The organism is Pseudomonas sp. DCB_AW (assembly GCF_026240895.1).
GTDB classification, from domain to species: Bacteria; Pseudomonadota; Gammaproteobacteria; order Pseudomonadales; family Pseudomonadaceae; genus Aquipseudomonas; species Aquipseudomonas kermanshahensis.
In genome coordinates this window covers 1-16,368 of sequence record NZ_JAPFCE010000043.1, presented here as the reverse complement: position 1 = coordinate 16,368, position 16,368 = coordinate 1, and the positions used below count along the sequence as shown (strand labels likewise).

Here is a 16,368-nt window from a genome sequence, read left to right as displayed (position 1 = left end):
CCACCCTCTCGCAGATGCACCCGCACTGTTGGCCCCTCACCGACCCGTACATGCGCGAGACCGACCGCTGCCGGCAATTATCTACCGCACCCCAGCACACGGATGAGGATCGACTAGCGCCTCCCTGCTCAAGAGGTCGGTACCATGACAAGCACCCCACCCTTACATCACGCACAGATCACGCGCACGCTGCCGCTATGGAGCAAAACCCTGCACCCCGGCCATGCCGAACGCGTCGTGCAGCGGGTACGCAAGGATTACCTGGCGGCCGATGGCACGCCTTACAGCTGGTACGCCAGCGCCGAACCCGAGCAACGCCTGCAACTTCGACTGCTTGTCGAGGCACGCGACACTTGCCTCGCCCAGCTCCGTCAGGCACTGCCCGGCTTCAAAGGCATCATCGAATTCTGCCGACCGCTGCTGACCGAGCGCCTAGGCCTGAACGTGGCCGTGGACCAGGCCCAGTACGTGTTCCAACCCTTCGAGCCGATCAGCAACCCGTGGGTCGGCGTGCCCGACCCCCAATACCCGTTGGTGCCGGAGCAGCCGGTAGACGTGCTCGCAACCCGCCCCGTCGGCGCGCCGCAACCGCGCAGTTTGCTGGAAGCCGCCCTGCACAACTTCGAGGGCCTCACGGAAGTCGGTGCCTATAGCCGGTTGACCCGCGCCGCAGGCGATGATTCACCCTTGCAGGGCTTGAACATGGCCAGTTTCGTTGAGCAGTGCCGGGCGCTGGACCTGGGCCAGCAGTACCAGGGTCACCTGCAGGCCACCCATGAAGGCGCGAACCGGCTGGAGGTCGAGCGCCTGTCGATTCAGGCGAGCCGCGAGTGCTTGCGGGTGCAGGCGCAGGTTGCCTGGCTCAAGGGCTTGCTGAGCGAACGCGGGCGCACCGCGCTGATGCAACTGTGCAGCAATGTCACCGCCCCGGCCTATGGTGAACACAATCTGCAGTGCTGGCGTTTCAGCCTGTTCGGTATCCCTCTGCACGAAATCCTGCTTATCGGGCCTGATGCCCCAAACCAGAGCAATCCTTGCATCCTCTACATCCCGGACGACAGCGAGCACCCGGTGCGCGAGTTCGCATCGATCATGGCGGTCGGGCAGCACCTGCGGCACCGGCTGCAGCGCAGCGAATTCCGCCGTGCCTTGCTGCAGTTCGCCTACAAAGACCGGCAAGTGGAACTGTCGGCCAAACTGGAGCACGCGCTGTTCGAGGTGGATGCGAGCGGCAACCGCACGCTGCGTAGCAATCCGCTTTTGCACGTTACCCCTTCGCCTTTGGGCAATGCGCCCTGGCCGACGTTGTACAGAGCACACCTGGCACGCATGAAGGCCGACGCCAAAACCATCGCTGTGCCCACCGCCGAGGTTGACGCCAAAGCGCGCAACGCGCGCCTGCAACACTGGCTCGAAATGGGCATGAACGTACTCAACGTCGCCGCGTTCTTCGTCCCGGGGTTGAACACGGCCATGCTCGGGGTATTTGCCTATGACCTGATGAGTTCGGTGTTCACCGGTTTCGAAGCCTGGGAGGAAGGCGACACCGCGCAGGCGCTGCAGCAGGTGCAGTCGTTGGCCATCAATGCCGCAGTGATCGCCGGGTTCGCCGCTGGCGCCAAGGTTATCCAGGCATCCGGTTTCGTCGATGCGCTGAAGGCGGTGTGGCAGGAAGACCGCGAACTGCTGTGGCACCCAAACATGGCGCCGTATGCCAGCAATGTAATGCTTGCTGAAGGTGCAAAGCCCGATGCGCTCGGGCTTCATCAACACCAGGGCAAGGCCTACATGGCGCTGGAAGGCACCCTGTATGAAGTGTTCCAGGACCCTGAACAACACTGGCGCGTGCGTCACCCCGACTCCCCTCAGGCTTATGCGCCGCACGTGCGGCCAATCGGCGACGGCCGCTGGCAGCTGGCCCATGAACATGCTCACGAGTGGGACGACATACAGCTGCTACGCCGTCTCGGCCATCGCAGCCAGGGACTGGACGATGCGCAATTGCTCACAGCCCTGCGCAGCACCGGCACCGACACGGCCAGCCTGCGCCGTGCCCATGCGGCTGGCTTACGCCCCCCGGCATTGCTGGTCGACACACTGCTGCGCCTGCAACTGGACAACGAAGTGGGCACCCTCATAGAACACGTACGCCACGGCCTGCCGCTCGCGGCCCACAAAAACTATGCCCTGCCCGAACTGCTGAACCTGCCGAAGTGGCCGCAGGATCACGTTCTCAAGGTCTTCGAAGGCCCAGAACCTTGGGGCAAGTCGGTACGCTATGGGCCGCCCGTCGCACCGGGGCAGACAGAGATCGAGATCACCCGCGCCGACCTCGACAGTGGCGCACTGAGCCAGACCGTGCTGGTGCAGATGGATGAGCCCACGGTGCAATCGATGCTGGGCGATACCCCACACGCACAACGTGCCTCGGTACTGAACGACACGCTCGCTGAACATCTGACCAACCGCCGCAAGGCGATATTCAACAGTTTGCAGCAAGGCCATCGTGAACCGCAGAGCCCCGCAGCGCAGGCCCTTGCCCGCCAGTTCCCGGGGCTGCCGGACAGCGCCCTCGACGAAATCCTCGACCATGCCAACAGCACTGAACGTCAGCGCCTGGGCGCAGGTCGAGTGCCCCTGCGCATCGGCGAAGAAGCCCGCTTGCTGCAAGCTCGCACCAGAATAGACCGAGCCCTCATCGGGCTGTATCGGCACAGCCTGGCCAACGCGGACAGCCAACTGCTGCTGCAAGCATTGCAGGCCGAACACCCCCAGGCCATAGCGGTCGAACTGTTCGAGATCGCGCTTGCCGATCGGCAGCACTGTGCTGCCTTGCTGGGCCAACAGCCGATCAAGCCAGGGTTCCGCTCACCCCTTCGGCTGGCCAATGGCAGGCTAGGTTACCCGCTCAGTGGCCGTGGTGAGACGGGGGCGGCGGCACGCCGTTTGCGGGCGCTCTACCCAGAGCTCGACAACGCACAAATCAGCGCATTGCAAACCGAGCTGACAGAAGCCGGCGACCTGGGCACAGCGATCAACCGCTTGGAAGCTGAGCAACGCAGCTTGGACCGTGATCTCGGCCGCTGGATCGAGACCGCGCAAGACCTGGAAGACCGCCGAAGCCGCCAGCAATGTGCCGAGCGCCTGATGAGCGCCTGCCGCCGTGAGGGCGGTGAACAACGCAACCTGTTATGGCTCGAGCGTATTCGCTTGCGCGAGTTGCCAACCCTCACTGCCGCCATGCCGCATATCCATGAATTGCGGCTCGACGGCTTGCGCCTGGAGCGCATGGAAGGCGCTTTCCTGGCCAACTTCCCTCACCTGCAAGCATTGGACGTGATCAACAATCCGCACATGAATGCCGAAGCCTTGTTCGAGGCGCTGCGGTCCGCCCCCCGGCTGCGCGATCTGAACCTGACCGGCAATGCGTTACGGGCCCTCACGCCTGCGGCTCGGCAAGCCATTAGCGCGATGCCGGGCCTGCGCATACTCAATTTGCGCAGTAATTTTCTGGAACTGGATGACGCCAGTATGCAAGTTCTGACCCGCTTGCGCCTGGACGCACTGGGCCTTGGGGACAATCACATCACCCTGGATCAAAGGCTTGCCGCACGCTTCCAGGACATGGTCCATCCACAGGTCTTGCACCTGGATTTCAACCCGCTACACGTGGCCCCCGACCTGCGCTTCATGGCCCGCCTCAGCCACCTCAACCTGCACCGCTGCGACTTGCAGCAATGGCCCGAAGGCCTGACCACCCTGATGAACCAGCCACAGTACCGGCTGCGCTACCTTGACCTGTCTTACAATCGCATCCGCAACGTGCCCGACCTGTCTGGGGTTCTACGTACACCATTTGCCCGTGATGTCTCAGCGCGTTTGCCTGAACGCCGCTGGCTGTTCAACTACAACAACCTGGAGGCCGAAGCACGTACACGCCTGGGTGACAGCGGCGTCAACGTTTTTGAACACGCGGGGGCGATGCCCGAGTGGCAAGCGCTGTGGCGCAACCCGGCGAGCGACGCCCAGGAGCAACTATGGCGCGATCTGTTCGAGCAGGGGGAGAACAACGACCTGCAAGGGGTCTTGGAACGCCTGAGCCAATCCGCTGAAGCACAGCGCGATGCGCAGAGCCTGCGCAACCGTGTCTGGGCCTTGCTGGAAAAAGCGGCTGGGGACAGTGCGTTGCGCGAACGCCTGAACACGGTGGCCCAAGACTTCCCGCCCACCTGCGGGGATGCCGGGGCCGACGCCTTCAGTGCCCTGGAGATCGAAGTGCTGGCTTACGAGGCGGCGGGCGGCGCCGGTACTCGCCCTGGCGAGTTGCTGGCGCTGTATCGCAAGCTGTACCGGCGCGATCAGGTCAACCAGTTGGCTGACCGCATCAGTGTCCGCCGGTCGCTACGCAAACAGGCGCTGCAGGACCATGTGTTCGATGAAGCACTGCCGCTTCACGATGTGCTGGATGATCCCGCAGCGTTCCCCGACGGCGAACTGCAAAACGGCCTGGTGGACGATATCGAGCTTCGCCTGGCGTTGCGCCAGTCCCTGGCCGAGCCGCTGGGCTTCCCCGAGCCCAGCCACGGCATGCGCTATCGTGACACGGCCCAAGTCAACCAGGTCATCATCGACCGGGTCGAGGCCGCCGTACTCGCCCTGGACGCCGACACCGATGCCCGGCTGCAATGGCTTATCGAGCAACCGGGGTGGGTAAGCTACCTGAAGCGCGAGTATGCCGCGCAGTTCATGTTGCTCACCGACTTCTGGCGACAGGGCCACGACTACCTCTTCTACTGCCTGGATGAGACCCAGGAAGCCGTTACTCGCTTGGACAGTTCGGTGATAGGTGCGTTGAGCGACGCCCTGCCAACGTCGCCCGTGGACGAGCTGGGCAACCTTCACCGCGTGCCACTCAACGATGGACAGTTCGACCGCGCCATGCGGGCATTGACCGCTGAACAGCAAGCAGTGGAAGCGGGCCTGCTGGCCAGCCTCACCCGACAGGCGCAAACCCTGGGCGGTTAAGCCGCCCTCACTGGCCGCGCAGGTCTTCGAAGAAGGCCTGCCGGCCATCAACCTGGCTCGACGCACGCGGCGCCGCCGGCGCTTCACTGTTGGCCGCTTCCACGTGCCAGTAGCAGTGCCTGACCGCACGCGTGACCGCAACGTAGGCCAAGCGCTGTACTTCTTCCTTCTGCGCGGTATCGAATGCCTGGGCATCACCGGCCTTACCCAGGCCGGCCAGGCGATAGACCTGGTTCTTGTACGGCGAGCTGGTCAGGTACTGGCAGTCACCAAGCATGAACACCGCATCGGCCTGCAAACCTTTGGCGCTGTGGTAGGTCAACTGCCGCAGCCGGCGTTGCTCGGCCGGCAGCGCTGCCTCAGCGTGCAGCACGGCCTGCAGGTGGTCGTTCATCAGGGCTTTGTCGCTGCCCTTGCGGTACAGCATCATCACCGACTCGCCGCGTTGATAATGCTCGATCAGGGTCTCGCCCAGCGCGGCCTCGTCGCGGTCGAACACCTTGACCGGCGAGCCCGGCAACTCGGCTGCCGGGCCACTGGCGCGGGCCTTCTTGCCAGTAATCGCGGGCGTGCCCTTGACCAGAAATTCCGCCGCATCGATGACCTGCTGTTGGCACCGGTAGTTCTCGACCATCATCACCCGCGTGTTGGCCGGTGACACAAAGGCCTTGGTGAACTCCATGAAGTACTTCGGCGAACTGCCGCGCCAGCCATAGATCGATTGCCAGTCGTCACCCACGCACAACAGCGACGAATGCTGGGCATTACGGCCGGTGTGCATCGACGGCCCACGCCGGCGGATCTCGGCAAGGCAGGCACGCAGCCAACTGACGATTTGCGGCGAAACGTCCTGGAACTCATCGATCATCAAATGCGCCAGGGGCCTGAGCAAGGGGTCGGGCAGCAGTTGCAGGTTTTCCGGGTTGTTCTCGCTAAACAGGGCAAACATGCGGTTGTAGCTCATCACCGGCGGCGACTGGTCCAGCAGGTGCGCCTCCAGGGCCTTCCAGTACAGCGCCAGGGCTTCGAAGAACAGGCCGTCGCTGTCGCCTGCCGGGAAGCTCATCGCCGCCACGGCGCCGTTCACGTCAAGCCCCAGGTTCTCGATGAAGTTGGCGGCACCGACAAAGGCGTCGAGCAGCGGTGCCGGGGCCAGTTCGCCCTTGACCTTGTACTCGAAGCCGGGGCCAGCCACCGCATCACCGGCCAGGGAGGCCGCCAGGCGTCGCGCGGCCGCGTAGTTGTCCAGCCAGATCAGCGGTTTGTCGCAGAAGGCCTGCAGCAGGGTGCGCTTGACCGCCCATTCGGCGCGCACCGCCAGCTTGGCGCCGGGGCGCTGGTACTGGGCGCTTTCCGCGGGGTCGAAACCCAACACCACCCAAGGCCCCTGCCCTTCAAGGCGGCCATGCACATGGAAACGGCTGCCACGGATTTCGACCGTGTCGCGGCACGGCTCGATGCCTTTGATCGGCCAGGCGCCTGCGGCGAACCACAGGTCTTCGATGACATCGCACAGCTCTTCATCGCGCTGGGCGGCCAACTGGGTCACCTGCGCACGCTTTTGCACGTCCGGGTGGTTAGGGTCCAGCGGCTTGAGCTGCAACGCTTCGCTGCGCAGCAGGCCAATGAGTTCGGCAAAGCGGGGGTTATCGCCCAGCAAGGTGCTGTAGCAGAGGTTCAGTTGTTGGCGCTGCGCATCGTTCAGGCGCAGGTCGAACGGGTTGCTCTCGGCTTCGGCCTCGCGGCCCGCCGGCATCTCGTTGCCCAGTGTCTCGAACGCGCGCACCTGGCCAAAACCTGGCAGGCTGCGCACCAGCGGCAAGATGCGCGAATGGAAGGTGCGCACCAGCTCGCGGGCCAGCGCGGGCTGCAGGTCGATCTGCCACAGGGCGAACACCTGCAGCAGGCGTTTGATGAAGTCTTTGCGCGATTCGCGGGTGAAGGTGACCACGGTCATCGCGTCCAGCTCGTAGCCCAGGTAATGGCGCAGCAACAGAATGCGCAACACCAGCGAGGTGGACTTGCCCGCCCCTGCCCCCGCCACCACACAGGTGGACGGCGTGTCGCTGAAAATCAGCTTCCACTGGGCCGCACTGGGTTGCGCCTCGGCAGGCAAGCGCTGGGCCACATCGGCCTTGAAGCGCTTCTTCAATTCGGCGGTCAATGGCAGGCGCCAATCGTCGAAGAGGTTGTCGTCCTGGCCGGGTACGGCGGCGGTGTCAGGGCGGGTATCGCGGATGACCAGCACCTGGCGCCCCGCCTCGTACCCTTCCACACGCCCGCGCTCGAAGCCTTCGCGCACCCCGTCGGCATGGCCACTGCGCTGGCCTGTGGCGTGGCCGAGGAACCAGGAGTCGCGATGCTGGGCTTGCAAGCGGGTCAGGCCCCGCCCCAAAAGGCGGGCGGCCAGGCGGCGAAACCACGGTAACTGGGCAGGTGGGGTCAGGTCGGCAGGCGCCTGGGGATGCTCGTGGGCCACGGTCACTCCGATGGAATACAAAATCAGCGTGCCATGTTCGCCGCATCCACCAAAAATCACCAGCGAATGCTTGCAGATCAGTGGATTAGGCGATGAAACGGATAAAAAGCCGCAGCCTTAGTGATCTACTAGTTCGATCATTATTAGCCGATATTTACGCTTATTTTCGATCTTTCTTTGTCGCATCATGGCGTCATTCCACTGATTCAAGGAGCACGACCATGCTGCAACTGCGACCGTTCGAAAGCCTCGGCCACGCCAACCACGGCTGGCTCGATGCCCACCACCATTTCTCGTTTGCCGAGTACTACGACCCTGCTCGCATGCACTGGGGCAACCTGCGGGTCTGGAACGATGACCTGATCGCCGCCGGCAGCGGTTTCCCGCCGCACCCGCACCGTGACATGGAGATCATCACCTACGTCCGTGAAGGCGCGATCACCCACCAGGACAGCCTGGGCAACAAAGGCCGTACCGAAGCGGGTGACGTGCAGGTGATGAGTGCAGGCTCCGGCATCGTGCACAGCGAGTACAACCTGGAGGACGTCGACACGCGGATCTTCCAGATCTGGGTAGTGCCTGAGCGAGTGGGCGATGCGCCGACCTGGGGTACCCGCCCTTTCCCCACCGGTGAGCGTGGCGAAGGCTTCGTGACCCTGGCCAGCGGGCGTGAAGGTGACGAAGACAGTTTGCAGATTCGCACCGATGCCCGGCTGGTGGCCGCGACCCTGCGGGCTGGGGAAAGCGCCGAGTACCGCTTCGATGCCGGGCGCCGTGGCTACCTGGTGCCGGCCAAGGGATTGGTAGAGGTCAACGGCCTGCAGGCGAAAGCGCGCGATGGGGTGGCGATCGAGCAAGAGGACGTGTTGCGGGTGACGGCCATCGAGGACAGCGAGATCGTGCTGGTGGATGTTGCCTGAATCGATTGCCTGCTCCCATAGAGCAAAACTTAACGCATTGAGCTAGCAGCGACTCTGTTGGAGCAACTGTCTTGCTCATTGATTTAGCGGCGACTCTGTGGGAGCGGGCTTGCCCCGCGAACACCGGCGAAGCCGGTGCCATGCACCGCGTAGCTTCATTCGCGGGACAAGCCCGCACACAATGTGAACTGCCCCCAAGAGGCTGGGCAGTTTCCCTGAAAGTCAAAACGGCAACGTCAGCTTCACCCAATACGCGTCCCCTTGGGCGCGGTTACGCACTTCGGTCTCCTTCGACCATTTCGCCGTCACAAACCACCCTCCCTCGCCGCTGTATTTGATCGACGGCCCGATGGCAAAGCTGCGCCCTTTGTTATCTTCAATACGTTCGCCGTCCTGGCGGTCGTCAGTCGTCTGGCGGTAGTAATAACCACCTACCCCCAACACCCACCCGTTGCCCAGCCCCCACCCCACCGCATAGTCGACATGAAACTCCTGCCCAGACCGGTAATCGGTATCCGGGTTGCTACGGTTGAAGTCGTACATCACCTTGGCATCCAGGTTGAGCCCTACGGGGTCGACGTAGCTCATCGCGTACACCGGCTCGAACACCCAGTAGTTGCGCCCAGGGTTGGCCAGGTCGTGTTTGTCGTAACGGCCAGTGGGCGCAATCATGTCGAAGGCCAGGATGCTGTGGAACTTGTCGCTGTGGTGAAAACCCAGCGCCGGGCCAAAAATCACGTCCCCCAGGCCACGGTTGTGCTGCGACTGGCCATCGACCGAAACCTTCAGGTCCACCAGCGGCACAATCGCGTGCAGCGCAAGGCTGCCGCCCAATACCGTGTAATCACTCACCCAGATCAGGCGTGGCACGATCGCATTGGCGCGCACGCGAAAGTCTACCGGCAGCTTGCTGCCGTCGTTACCACGCAGGTTGTCGGCCTCATAGTGGTTGACGAACAATTGGCCATAGACACCCGGCGGCGGCATGGCGCCGGACATGTAGTTCTCGGCACCGAGCGGGTACGACGTGCCGCCCCCTTCGGTGGCCTGTGAAAGGTTGGCTGCACCGAACAGCGTGGCGCAGGCGGCAAGGCGTAGCAGGTTGGCAAGCTTCGGGTTCATCGGGTCAACCTTTGTTGTTGTTATCGGTCGTGCAATAAGCCGGTCAGATGCGCTTGAACAGCGCCGAACGCTGGCCTTCACCTGCGGCATCAGCAGCGCTGTAGAAGCGCTCCATAAAGATGTCGCGCTCGAACAGGCGGCCCTGCATCAGGCAACTGATGGCGGCGTCGATCATCGGTGGCGGGCCGCACAGGTAGGCCTTGTGGCCGTTGAAGCGGCCGTCGAAATGCTGCTTGGCAGCGTCGTGCACATAGCCGCGTACCCCCTGCCACTGCTCATCCTCGGCTGCCTGGCTAAGGGCTGGCACATAGCTGAAGTTGGCATGGCGGGCCGCCAGCGCTTCGAACAGCTCGCGGTTGTACAGTTCGGCGCGGGTACGTGCGCCCTGGAACAAGGTGATGTGTCGCGTGTCGCCCCGCGCCAGCAAGTCGAGGATCATCGACTGCGGGCTCGACAGCCCTGAGCCACCGGCGATGAAGATCAGGTCGCCCGGTTGAGCGCTGCGCACGAAAAACTGCCCGTAAGGGCCGGACAGGCCCAGCGCATCACCCACCTTGAGCTGCCGGTGAATGTGCCCGGTCGCCACGCCGCCTTCCACCAGGCGCACGTGCAGCTCCACCTCATCGGGCCGGTCAGGCGGGTTGGCCAGGGAGAACGCGCGGGTGCCTTCGATGCCAGGCAGCTGCAGGTTGACGTATTGCCCGGCCTGAAACGCCATCGGCCGGTCGAGCTTGAGGTGCACGCCGCGAATGGTCGGCGACAGCTCAACCAGTTGGGTGACCACGGCGCGGTAGTCCTGCACCGGCAAGCCGGCAAAGTCAGGGTCGACGTCGATGTCGGCCTCGATCACCAGGTCGCTTTGTGGAATGGCACAGCAGGCCAGCACCTTGCCCTCGTCGCGTTCCATGTCCATCAGGGCAAAGGAGGACGCCGCCCCCAGGTCGACCTCACCTTCCAGCACCTGGCACTTGCAGGTCGCGCAGGTGCCGTGGCCGCAGGCAAACGGCAGCCACACGCCCTGACGCAAGGCAGCCTCGAGAATGGTTTGGCCTTCCTCCACCTCGATCTGTTCACCGGTGGGTTCGATGGTGACTTGATAGCTCATGGCAGCGCTCCTCAGTTATGGCTGCCGCCCAGGCCTTCAAGGCCGGGGGTATGCAGGTGCAGCAGGCTCTTGTGGACGACACCGTTGGCAGCCAGCCCACGGGACAGGTCAGGCGTGAATGGCTGTTCGTCCAGGCGCCAGCGCACGGCGGTGAAATCCACCTGCGCAGCATCGGGGTGCAGGGCAATGGCCGGCTTGACCACGTGCTCGATGAAGGCCGCGAACGGCTGCGCCGGGTCCACGGGCAGGGTGAACGGCGCGCAGAACAGCAGGTGGTTTTCCCAGCACAGGTACACCAGCTGGGCGCCGTGGAAGTTGGCCTGAAGGTCCAAGGGTTGGGCGGTGTAGGCGCCGATGGCGGTCACGGGCATGGCAAGGTTCCTCTTGTTCTTGTTTGGGCCCGGGCGCAGCAAGGCGCCCAGGCAGTTGCGGTGTTTTGGCGGTTCAGCCGGCCTTGCGCCCAGCACGTTGCAAGGCCTCCCAGCGCTGCTGCTCGGGCGAGCCCTGGTACTCGAAGTTGTCCTGCCCGGGGGCGATGTTGTAGTAGTCGCGCACCACCGCCTCGACATCCCCACCGCCACAGTTGCCCTGCAGGATCTGGTGCACCGGCAGCCAGGCCTGCACGTATTTGTCGGGCTCGTAGGCGAAGATGTCGCAGCAGCCATCGGAGCAGAAGTGGTAACGCTCGCCTTCGTGCAGCAGGCTGCGGTGGCTCAGTTGCGTGGGCGCGTCCGGCTCGGTGAAGGCCAGCGGGATCTGGCAGATCTGGCAGAGCATCGGCAGGGTCGGGTTGTAGAAGCGCTCGCCGCGCGCCTGCAAGTCACGCCAATGCTCGTAACGCGGCCGGTAGTAGCGGTCGAACGTGTCTGGGTACTTGGCCGAGAGCCAGTCCAGCTCCTCGTCGGTGGGGATCCAGGTATGGAAGTTGGTGGCCTGGCTGTACTGGTAGAAGATCGACCAGGCCTGGTGGCTGATGTGTTCTTTGCCGATGGTGGTCTGCTCGACGTATTTCGGCGGGCGGATGCCATAGCGTTCCAGGTCCTTGAACAACGCGCCGCCAGCCTGTTCGAAGTACACCTCCCAGGCCTCGGCCCACGACATCACTTTGTTCGGCAGCATGTAGTCCATCATCATCCCGACCAGGGTCAGCAGCCGGTAGCCACGCCAGAACCATTTGTCGATCCAGCGCTGGACGATCGGCACGTTGTCCTCGTGCTGCTCGAGCAAAAACTTGATCACCTCAAGGCCCAGGGTCATGTGCCGGGCTTCGTCCGACTGCGCCGAGAAGCCGAAGGTGACGGTGGCCATGTCGCCGTTGAACGCGGCGCCGGACATGAACGGCACGAACAGCAGGTTGGTCAGCACGTACTCGAAGGAGAACGAGATGGCCGTGAGGAACTCGAACGGGCCAGCCGTGCGGGCGTCCTCGAAAAACGACTTGGGCACCGAGAGGAACCACACCCGGTCGTGCATGTGGGCAAAGTCATGCAGGCCGTTGAAGTGCTTGTTGTAGTGGCTCATCGCATGCACTTGGGTCTGCACGTGGCGCAGTTCGTCTATCGCCTGCATCTGGCAGGCCACCCGCGCACCGGCACCGCCAAAATGCCGGCCGACGCGGGCGAAGCCTTGGTACGCCTGGTATTCCAGGGGCGTGACACCACTCAAAAATAGCTTCAACGCGTTGACGTAACGGGCATCGGAGATGTTCTGGTGGCCATTGTTCTGGGCGAAGGCGTCGAAGATCGCGTACAGCTTTTTCTCTTTTTCGGCCTGGTATTTCCAGTAGGCGTCCATGGTCAGGCGGAAGGGGTCTTCCCACTTGTCCCAGTCGGTGATCTTGATGCCCTCGAAGCGTTCGTAGGGGTAGATCGCGTCCTTGCTCTGGTAGCTCGGTTCCCAGCCCAGGTCACGGGTCAGGCAACGGTATTTGTCTTTCTGGTTGAGGCGCTTGGCGGCCATGGTGGCTCTCCGAATGCTGGTCGTTGGGTGGGTCAGTTCCAGTGCAGGGCGAAGCAGTCTTCGTCTTCCTCGACGTTGCCGCCGAGGGTGATGACGTCGATCAGCATTTCCTGCACGTCCCATTCACGGCCGGTCTTTTCCTCCACTGTGGCGCGGTGAATCTCCAGGCGCCCTTCGGCCTGCACGCGGATCATCGCGGGCTGGTGCTGGACGACTGCGTGCGGGTTGTCCTGGGTGATGGCCTCGACGATGTAGCGGGCGCTGTCGTTGTCCTGGAAGGCGATGTAGACGAGGGAAGTCATGCGGCGTCTCCACTGAGGCCGAGTTTTTTCAGGCGTGCGCCAAAGGCGCTGTCGATGGCATCGAGGGCTTCGCGCCCAGGGCCGACCTCGGCCAGCGGCAGCAGCGCCTCCCGTGCGCGCACGCGCCACTGGGCCACCCAGCCGTCGACCAGCTGGCGGTTGTGTGCGCTCTCCCCGACCACGGTCTTGACCAGCGCATCGACCCACCGCTGGCTCTCGGCAAACCACAAGCGCATGAACTCGGTGAGCATGCCGACCTGCCCTGCCCCGTCCGCCACCAGTTGTGCATCGAAGTGCTCGAACAGCAGCGGGTACAACAGCCCATCACTGACCAGGTTTTGCGCCAGGGTCAGCTCGAACCAGTCCTGCACCACCAGGCTGTCTTCGACATAGCGGCGCAGCCCTTGCCAAGCCGGTTCGTCCAGCCAGCGCTGCTTGGCTTCGGCCAGCAATGCCAGGCCGTCCTCTTCGAGCAGCAGGCCGATGCGCGACAGGTACTGGGCAATGGCCAGGCGGTCCATGGCCTGGAACATGTGCATCTGGGTGACGCTGGTACCGAAGGCGTCCGCGGCAATGCCGCTGTTGTTCATGTTGGCGCCCAGTTCGGCATGGCGTAGCGGCAGCAGTACGCGGGCGATCAGGGCACGGGTTGCGACGGGCAGGCTGCCCAGCAGTTCGCGCTTTTCGCAGAAGGCGAAGCTGTGCTCGGCGTTTTCCTGCATGCGTGCCCGGGCCTGCACGTAGGTGCCGTAGTAGTACTGGCGCGGGTCGCTGACGGTGTACCAGTCGGCCATGCACACGGCGGTGCGGCTGGGGTCGTTGAGCAGCTTGTCGGGCTGCCACAGCGGGCGGTAGTGGAAGTTGCTGGCGGCTTCGATGTCGAAGCTGGCTTCCTGGTAGCGGCTGGCAGGTTTATCGCCGAACCGCCGGCGGGTGTGGCTGAAGGTCTGGCGGATCGGCTCGACCGTGGCCGTCTTGATCTCGATACTCATGCAAGGCGTCCTGTACTTGTTGTTGTGGGGAAGCAATGCGCCGGCAAACGGCGCGTCAGTCGTTGTCGTCGTGGCGCTCGCCGTAACGCCACTTCTGCATGTCGGCATCGACGGCAGCGGCCATTGCGGCGTCCATGTGAAGCACCCGGTTGCTTTCGCAGAAGCGCGCGAAAGCAGCGCGTGGCAAAACCAGTTCGACGAACAGGTCCGGGTAGGCGATGGCAAAGTCGAACTCGACAAAGGCGGCGTCCGGCGCGCTGCGTACCCGGACGTAGCGCGGCATCTGCTCGAAGGGCGTGGTGGTTGGGGTCATCGGTTGTGCTCCGGTAAGGCTTGCAAGGGCTAGAGCAACCGCTGTGCCAGGCCTGCTTCCAGAGCAGAAAAACAATTCAATTCATTGATTTAAAAAGACTTTTAAACCAATCAAAGATAAGCCGAGGCGCGATCAAGCGGCCGCAGCAACCCGCCCGATTGATCATTTGCTTAATCGCGCAACGGCACTTCGAGCAAATGACCAACGCGTCCTGCGATTGACTTTTGCGCAGGTTTCAGGCGGTTTAGAAAGAAGAGATGACCCGAGCCTTGCCTGAGCCGCCGAGGTCGTCCCGGCGCAACCACCACCCGCCCACGCCTGAGCGGAACGCGCCGATTCCCCATACAACTACAAGCAAGGGGCGCACGCGAATGATTACCCAGTACAGGGCGCCGGAACCTGCGCCGGCGCTGAAGGACCTCACCGAACGGGTGCGTTTCCTCGGCACCGAAGGCAAGATCTGGCTCGACGAACAACGCATGCTGCTGGTGCAGGCGGCGATGATGGCCGGCATGCGCCGCGAGCTGATCGAAATGCTCGGCGTCGAACGCGCCAAGGGGTTTTTCCTGCGCCTGGGCTACCAGTCCGGCCTCAAGGATGCCGAGCTCGCCCGCAAACTGCGCCCCAACGGCAACCCAGTGGAGATGTTTTTCATCGGCCCCCAGTTGCACTCGCTCAAAGGCATGGTCAAGGTCCGCCCGCTGCAGCTGGAGATCGACCTCGACAACGGCCATTTCTACGCCGACATCGAATGGCAAGACTCTTTCGAGGTGGAAAACTGCCAGCAAGAAAACCTTCAGTCCGAGCAGCCAATCTGCTGGATGCTGCTGGGCTACGCGATCAGTTACAGCTCGTTCTTCCTCGGCCGCCAGGTGCTGTACAAAGAGGTCAGCTGCCGCGGTTGTGGCGGCAGCGAATGCCGCATCATCGGCAAGCCGGTGGAGCAATGGGAAGACGCCGAAACGTTCATGCGCTACTTCCAGAGCGACCCGGTGATCGACGAGTTGCAGTCCTTGCAAGTGCAGGTGGCCAACCTGCGCCAGCGCCTGCAGTACGAATCGGGGCAGTTCTACGGCATCGGCCAGTCGGCGGTGTACCGGCGCTGCTGCGCGCTCACCGACAAAGTCGCCTCGGGCAAGGCCTCGGTGTTGCTGCTGGGTGAAACCGGCGTCGGCAAAGAAGTCATCGCCCGCAGCCTGCACCTGCGCAGCGAGCGCGCCGGCGCGGCGTTCGTCGCCCTGAACTGCGCGACGATACCGCCCGACCTGATCGAGGCCGAACTGTTCGGTGTCGAGAAAGGCGCCTACACCGGCGCCCAGCAGGCCCGCATGGGCCGTTTCGAGCGGGCCAATGGCGGCACCCTGTTCCTCGACGAAATCGTCGAGCTTACGCCACGCGCCCAGGCCAGCCTGCTGCGGGTGTTGCAGGAAGGCGAACTGGAGCGGGTGGGCGACAGCCGCACACGCCAGGTGGATGTGCGGGTGATCGCCGCCACCCATGAAGACCTGGAGCAAGCGGTCAAGGACGGGCGTTTTCGCGCCGACCTGTTCTACCGGCTGAACGTGTTCCCGGTACGCATCCCCGCACTGCGCGAGCGCCGCGAGGACATCCCGCTGCTGATCGAGCACTTCCTCGGGCGCCTGCATGAAAGCTACGGCAAGAAAACCCGCGGCCTCAGCGACCGGGCCATGGAGGTGTGCCTGCATTACGACTGGCCGGGCAACATCCGCGAGCTGGAAAACCTCATGGAGCGCGGCGTGATCATCACCGATGAGAACCAGAGTATCGGCCTGGATGCGTTGTTCCCGCATGCACCGCCCGCCATCGACAGCATCGGCCTTGGCAGCGATGGCCGGCTGGTGGCCGACAGCGACCTGCAAACGCCTGGCTGGGTGGCGCAGATCTTCGACAGCGGCACCGGCCTGGATGCCGTCGAGGAGGCGCTCATGCAAGAGGCCATGGCACGCTGCCGGCAAAACGTTTCGGAAGCGGCGCGGCTGCTCGGCATGACCCGCCCTGCCCTGGCCTATCGGCTGAAAAAGGCACCCGGCGAGAGCGTGGCCGGTAAGCCTTGAGCATTTGGGGCTGCTTTGCAGCCCATCGCGACGCAAGGCCGCTCCTACAACAGAACGCATCCCCCTGTAGGAGCGG

At 63.6% G+C, this 16,368-nt stretch carries 11 protein-coding genes; 3 read left to right on the top strand and 8 right to left on the bottom strand.

What is annotated here, in order from left to right:
- Nucleotides 1–144: 144 nt before the first annotated feature.
- A complete protein-coding gene (locus tag OO306_RS19980; protein WP_265969708.1) occupies nucleotides 145–5,025 on the top strand; it encodes an NEL-type E3 ubiquitin ligase domain-containing protein in 4,881 nt (1,626 codons plus the stop codon).
- Nucleotides 5,026–5,032: 7 nt separating this feature from the next.
- On the opposite strand, the gene OO306_RS19975 is transcribed toward OO306_RS19980, so the two are convergent.
- Entirely contained in the window at nucleotides 5,033–7,504 is a 2,472-nt protein-coding gene (locus OO306_RS19975) for a UvrD-helicase domain-containing protein (protein WP_265969707.1), read from the bottom strand.
- A 221-nt stretch (nucleotides 7,505–7,725) separates the two neighbouring features.
- Between OO306_RS19975 and OO306_RS19970 the strand changes: the two genes are divergently transcribed.
- Complete coding sequence (locus OO306_RS19970; protein ID WP_027596211.1) at nucleotides 7,726–8,424, top strand: pirin family protein; 699 nt, start codon at nucleotides 7,726–7,728, stop codon at nucleotides 8,422–8,424.
- 222 nt (nucleotides 8,425–8,646) lie between these two features.
- Here the strand turns inward: OO306_RS19970 and OO306_RS19965 are convergent, their stop codons facing one another.
- The 7 genes from OO306_RS19965 to OO306_RS19935 form a co-directional block, all read right to left on the bottom strand.
- Complete coding sequence (locus OO306_RS19965) at nucleotides 8,647–9,546, bottom strand: transporter (RefSeq protein ID WP_265969706.1); 900 nt, start codon at nucleotides 9,544–9,546, stop codon at nucleotides 8,647–8,649.
- A gap of 43 nt (nucleotides 9,547–9,589) precedes the next feature.
- On the bottom strand, nucleotides 9,590–10,651 hold the full coding sequence (locus OO306_RS19960) for an NADH:ubiquinone reductase (Na(+)-transporting) subunit F (protein WP_265969705.1): 1,062 nt from the start codon (nucleotides 10,649–10,651) through the stop codon (nucleotides 9,590–9,592).
- Between the two features lie 11 nt (nucleotides 10,652–10,662).
- On the bottom strand, nucleotides 10,663–11,022 hold the full coding sequence (locus OO306_RS19955; RefSeq protein WP_099428934.1) for a phenol hydroxylase subunit P4: 360 nt from the start codon (nucleotides 11,020–11,022) through the stop codon (nucleotides 10,663–10,665).
- Nucleotides 11,023–11,095: 73 nt separating this feature from the next.
- Complete coding sequence (locus OO306_RS19950; protein WP_027596207.1) at nucleotides 11,096–12,610, bottom strand: aromatic/alkene/methane monooxygenase hydroxylase/oxygenase subunit alpha; 1,515 nt, start codon at nucleotides 12,608–12,610, stop codon at nucleotides 11,096–11,098.
- A gap of 32 nt (nucleotides 12,611–12,642) precedes the next feature.
- Nucleotides 12,643–12,912: an MmoB/DmpM family protein gene (locus OO306_RS19945; protein WP_099428932.1), complete on the bottom strand. Its 270-nt coding sequence runs from the start codon at nucleotides 12,910–12,912 to the stop codon at nucleotides 12,643–12,645.
- Entirely contained in the window at nucleotides 12,909–13,904 is a 996-nt protein-coding gene (locus tag OO306_RS19940; RefSeq protein ID WP_265969704.1) for an aromatic/alkene monooxygenase hydroxylase subunit beta, read from the bottom strand. The genes OO306_RS19945 and OO306_RS19940 overlap by 4 nt, the downstream gene beginning before the upstream one ends.
- Nucleotides 13,905–13,959: 55 nt before the next feature.
- Nucleotides 13,960–14,217, bottom strand: coding sequence for a phenol hydroxylase subunit (locus OO306_RS19935; protein WP_265969703.1), 258 nt, complete (start codon nucleotides 14,215–14,217; stop codon nucleotides 13,960–13,962).
- A 371-nt stretch (nucleotides 14,218–14,588) separates the two neighbouring features.
- On the opposite strand from OO306_RS19935, the gene OO306_RS19930 reads away from it, so the two are divergent.
- A complete protein-coding gene (locus tag OO306_RS19930; RefSeq protein WP_265969702.1) occupies nucleotides 14,589–16,292 on the top strand; it encodes a sigma-54-dependent Fis family transcriptional regulator in 1,704 nt (567 codons plus the stop codon).
- The last annotated feature ends 76 nt before the right edge of the window (nucleotides 16,293–16,368 follow it).

Coding starts and splice junctions, on each gene's coding strand:
- OO306_RS19980 (WP_265969708.1), top strand. CDS start 145: ATGACAAGCACCCCACCCTTACATCACGCACAGATCACGCGCACGCTG.
- OO306_RS19970 (WP_027596211.1), top strand. CDS start 7,726: ATGCTGCAACTGCGACCGTTCGAAAGCCTCGGCCACGCCAACCACGGC.
- OO306_RS19965 (WP_265969706.1), bottom strand. CDS start 9,546: ATGAACCCGAAGCTTGCCAACCTGCTACGCCTTGCCGCCTGCGCCACG.
- OO306_RS19960 (WP_265969705.1), bottom strand. CDS start 10,651: ATGAGCTATCAAGTCACCATCGAACCCACCGGTGAACAGATCGAGGTG.
- OO306_RS19955 (WP_099428934.1), bottom strand. CDS start 11,022: ATGCCCGTGACCGCCATCGGCGCCTACACCGCCCAACCCTTGGACCTT.
- OO306_RS19950 (WP_027596207.1), bottom strand. CDS start 12,610: ATGGCCGCCAAGCGCCTCAACCAGAAAGACAAATACCGTTGCCTGACC.
- OO306_RS19945 (WP_099428932.1), bottom strand. CDS start 12,912: ATGACTTCCCTCGTCTACATCGCCTTCCAGGACAACGACAGCGCCCGC.
- OO306_RS19940 (WP_265969704.1), bottom strand. CDS start 13,904: ATGAGTATCGAGATCAAGACGGCCACGGTCGAGCCGATCCGCCAGACC.
- OO306_RS19935 (WP_265969703.1), bottom strand. CDS start 14,217: ATGACCCCAACCACCACGCCCTTCGAGCAGATGCCGCGCTACGTCCGG.
- OO306_RS19930 (WP_265969702.1), top strand. CDS start 14,589: ATGATTACCCAGTACAGGGCGCCGGAACCTGCGCCGGCGCTGAAGGAC.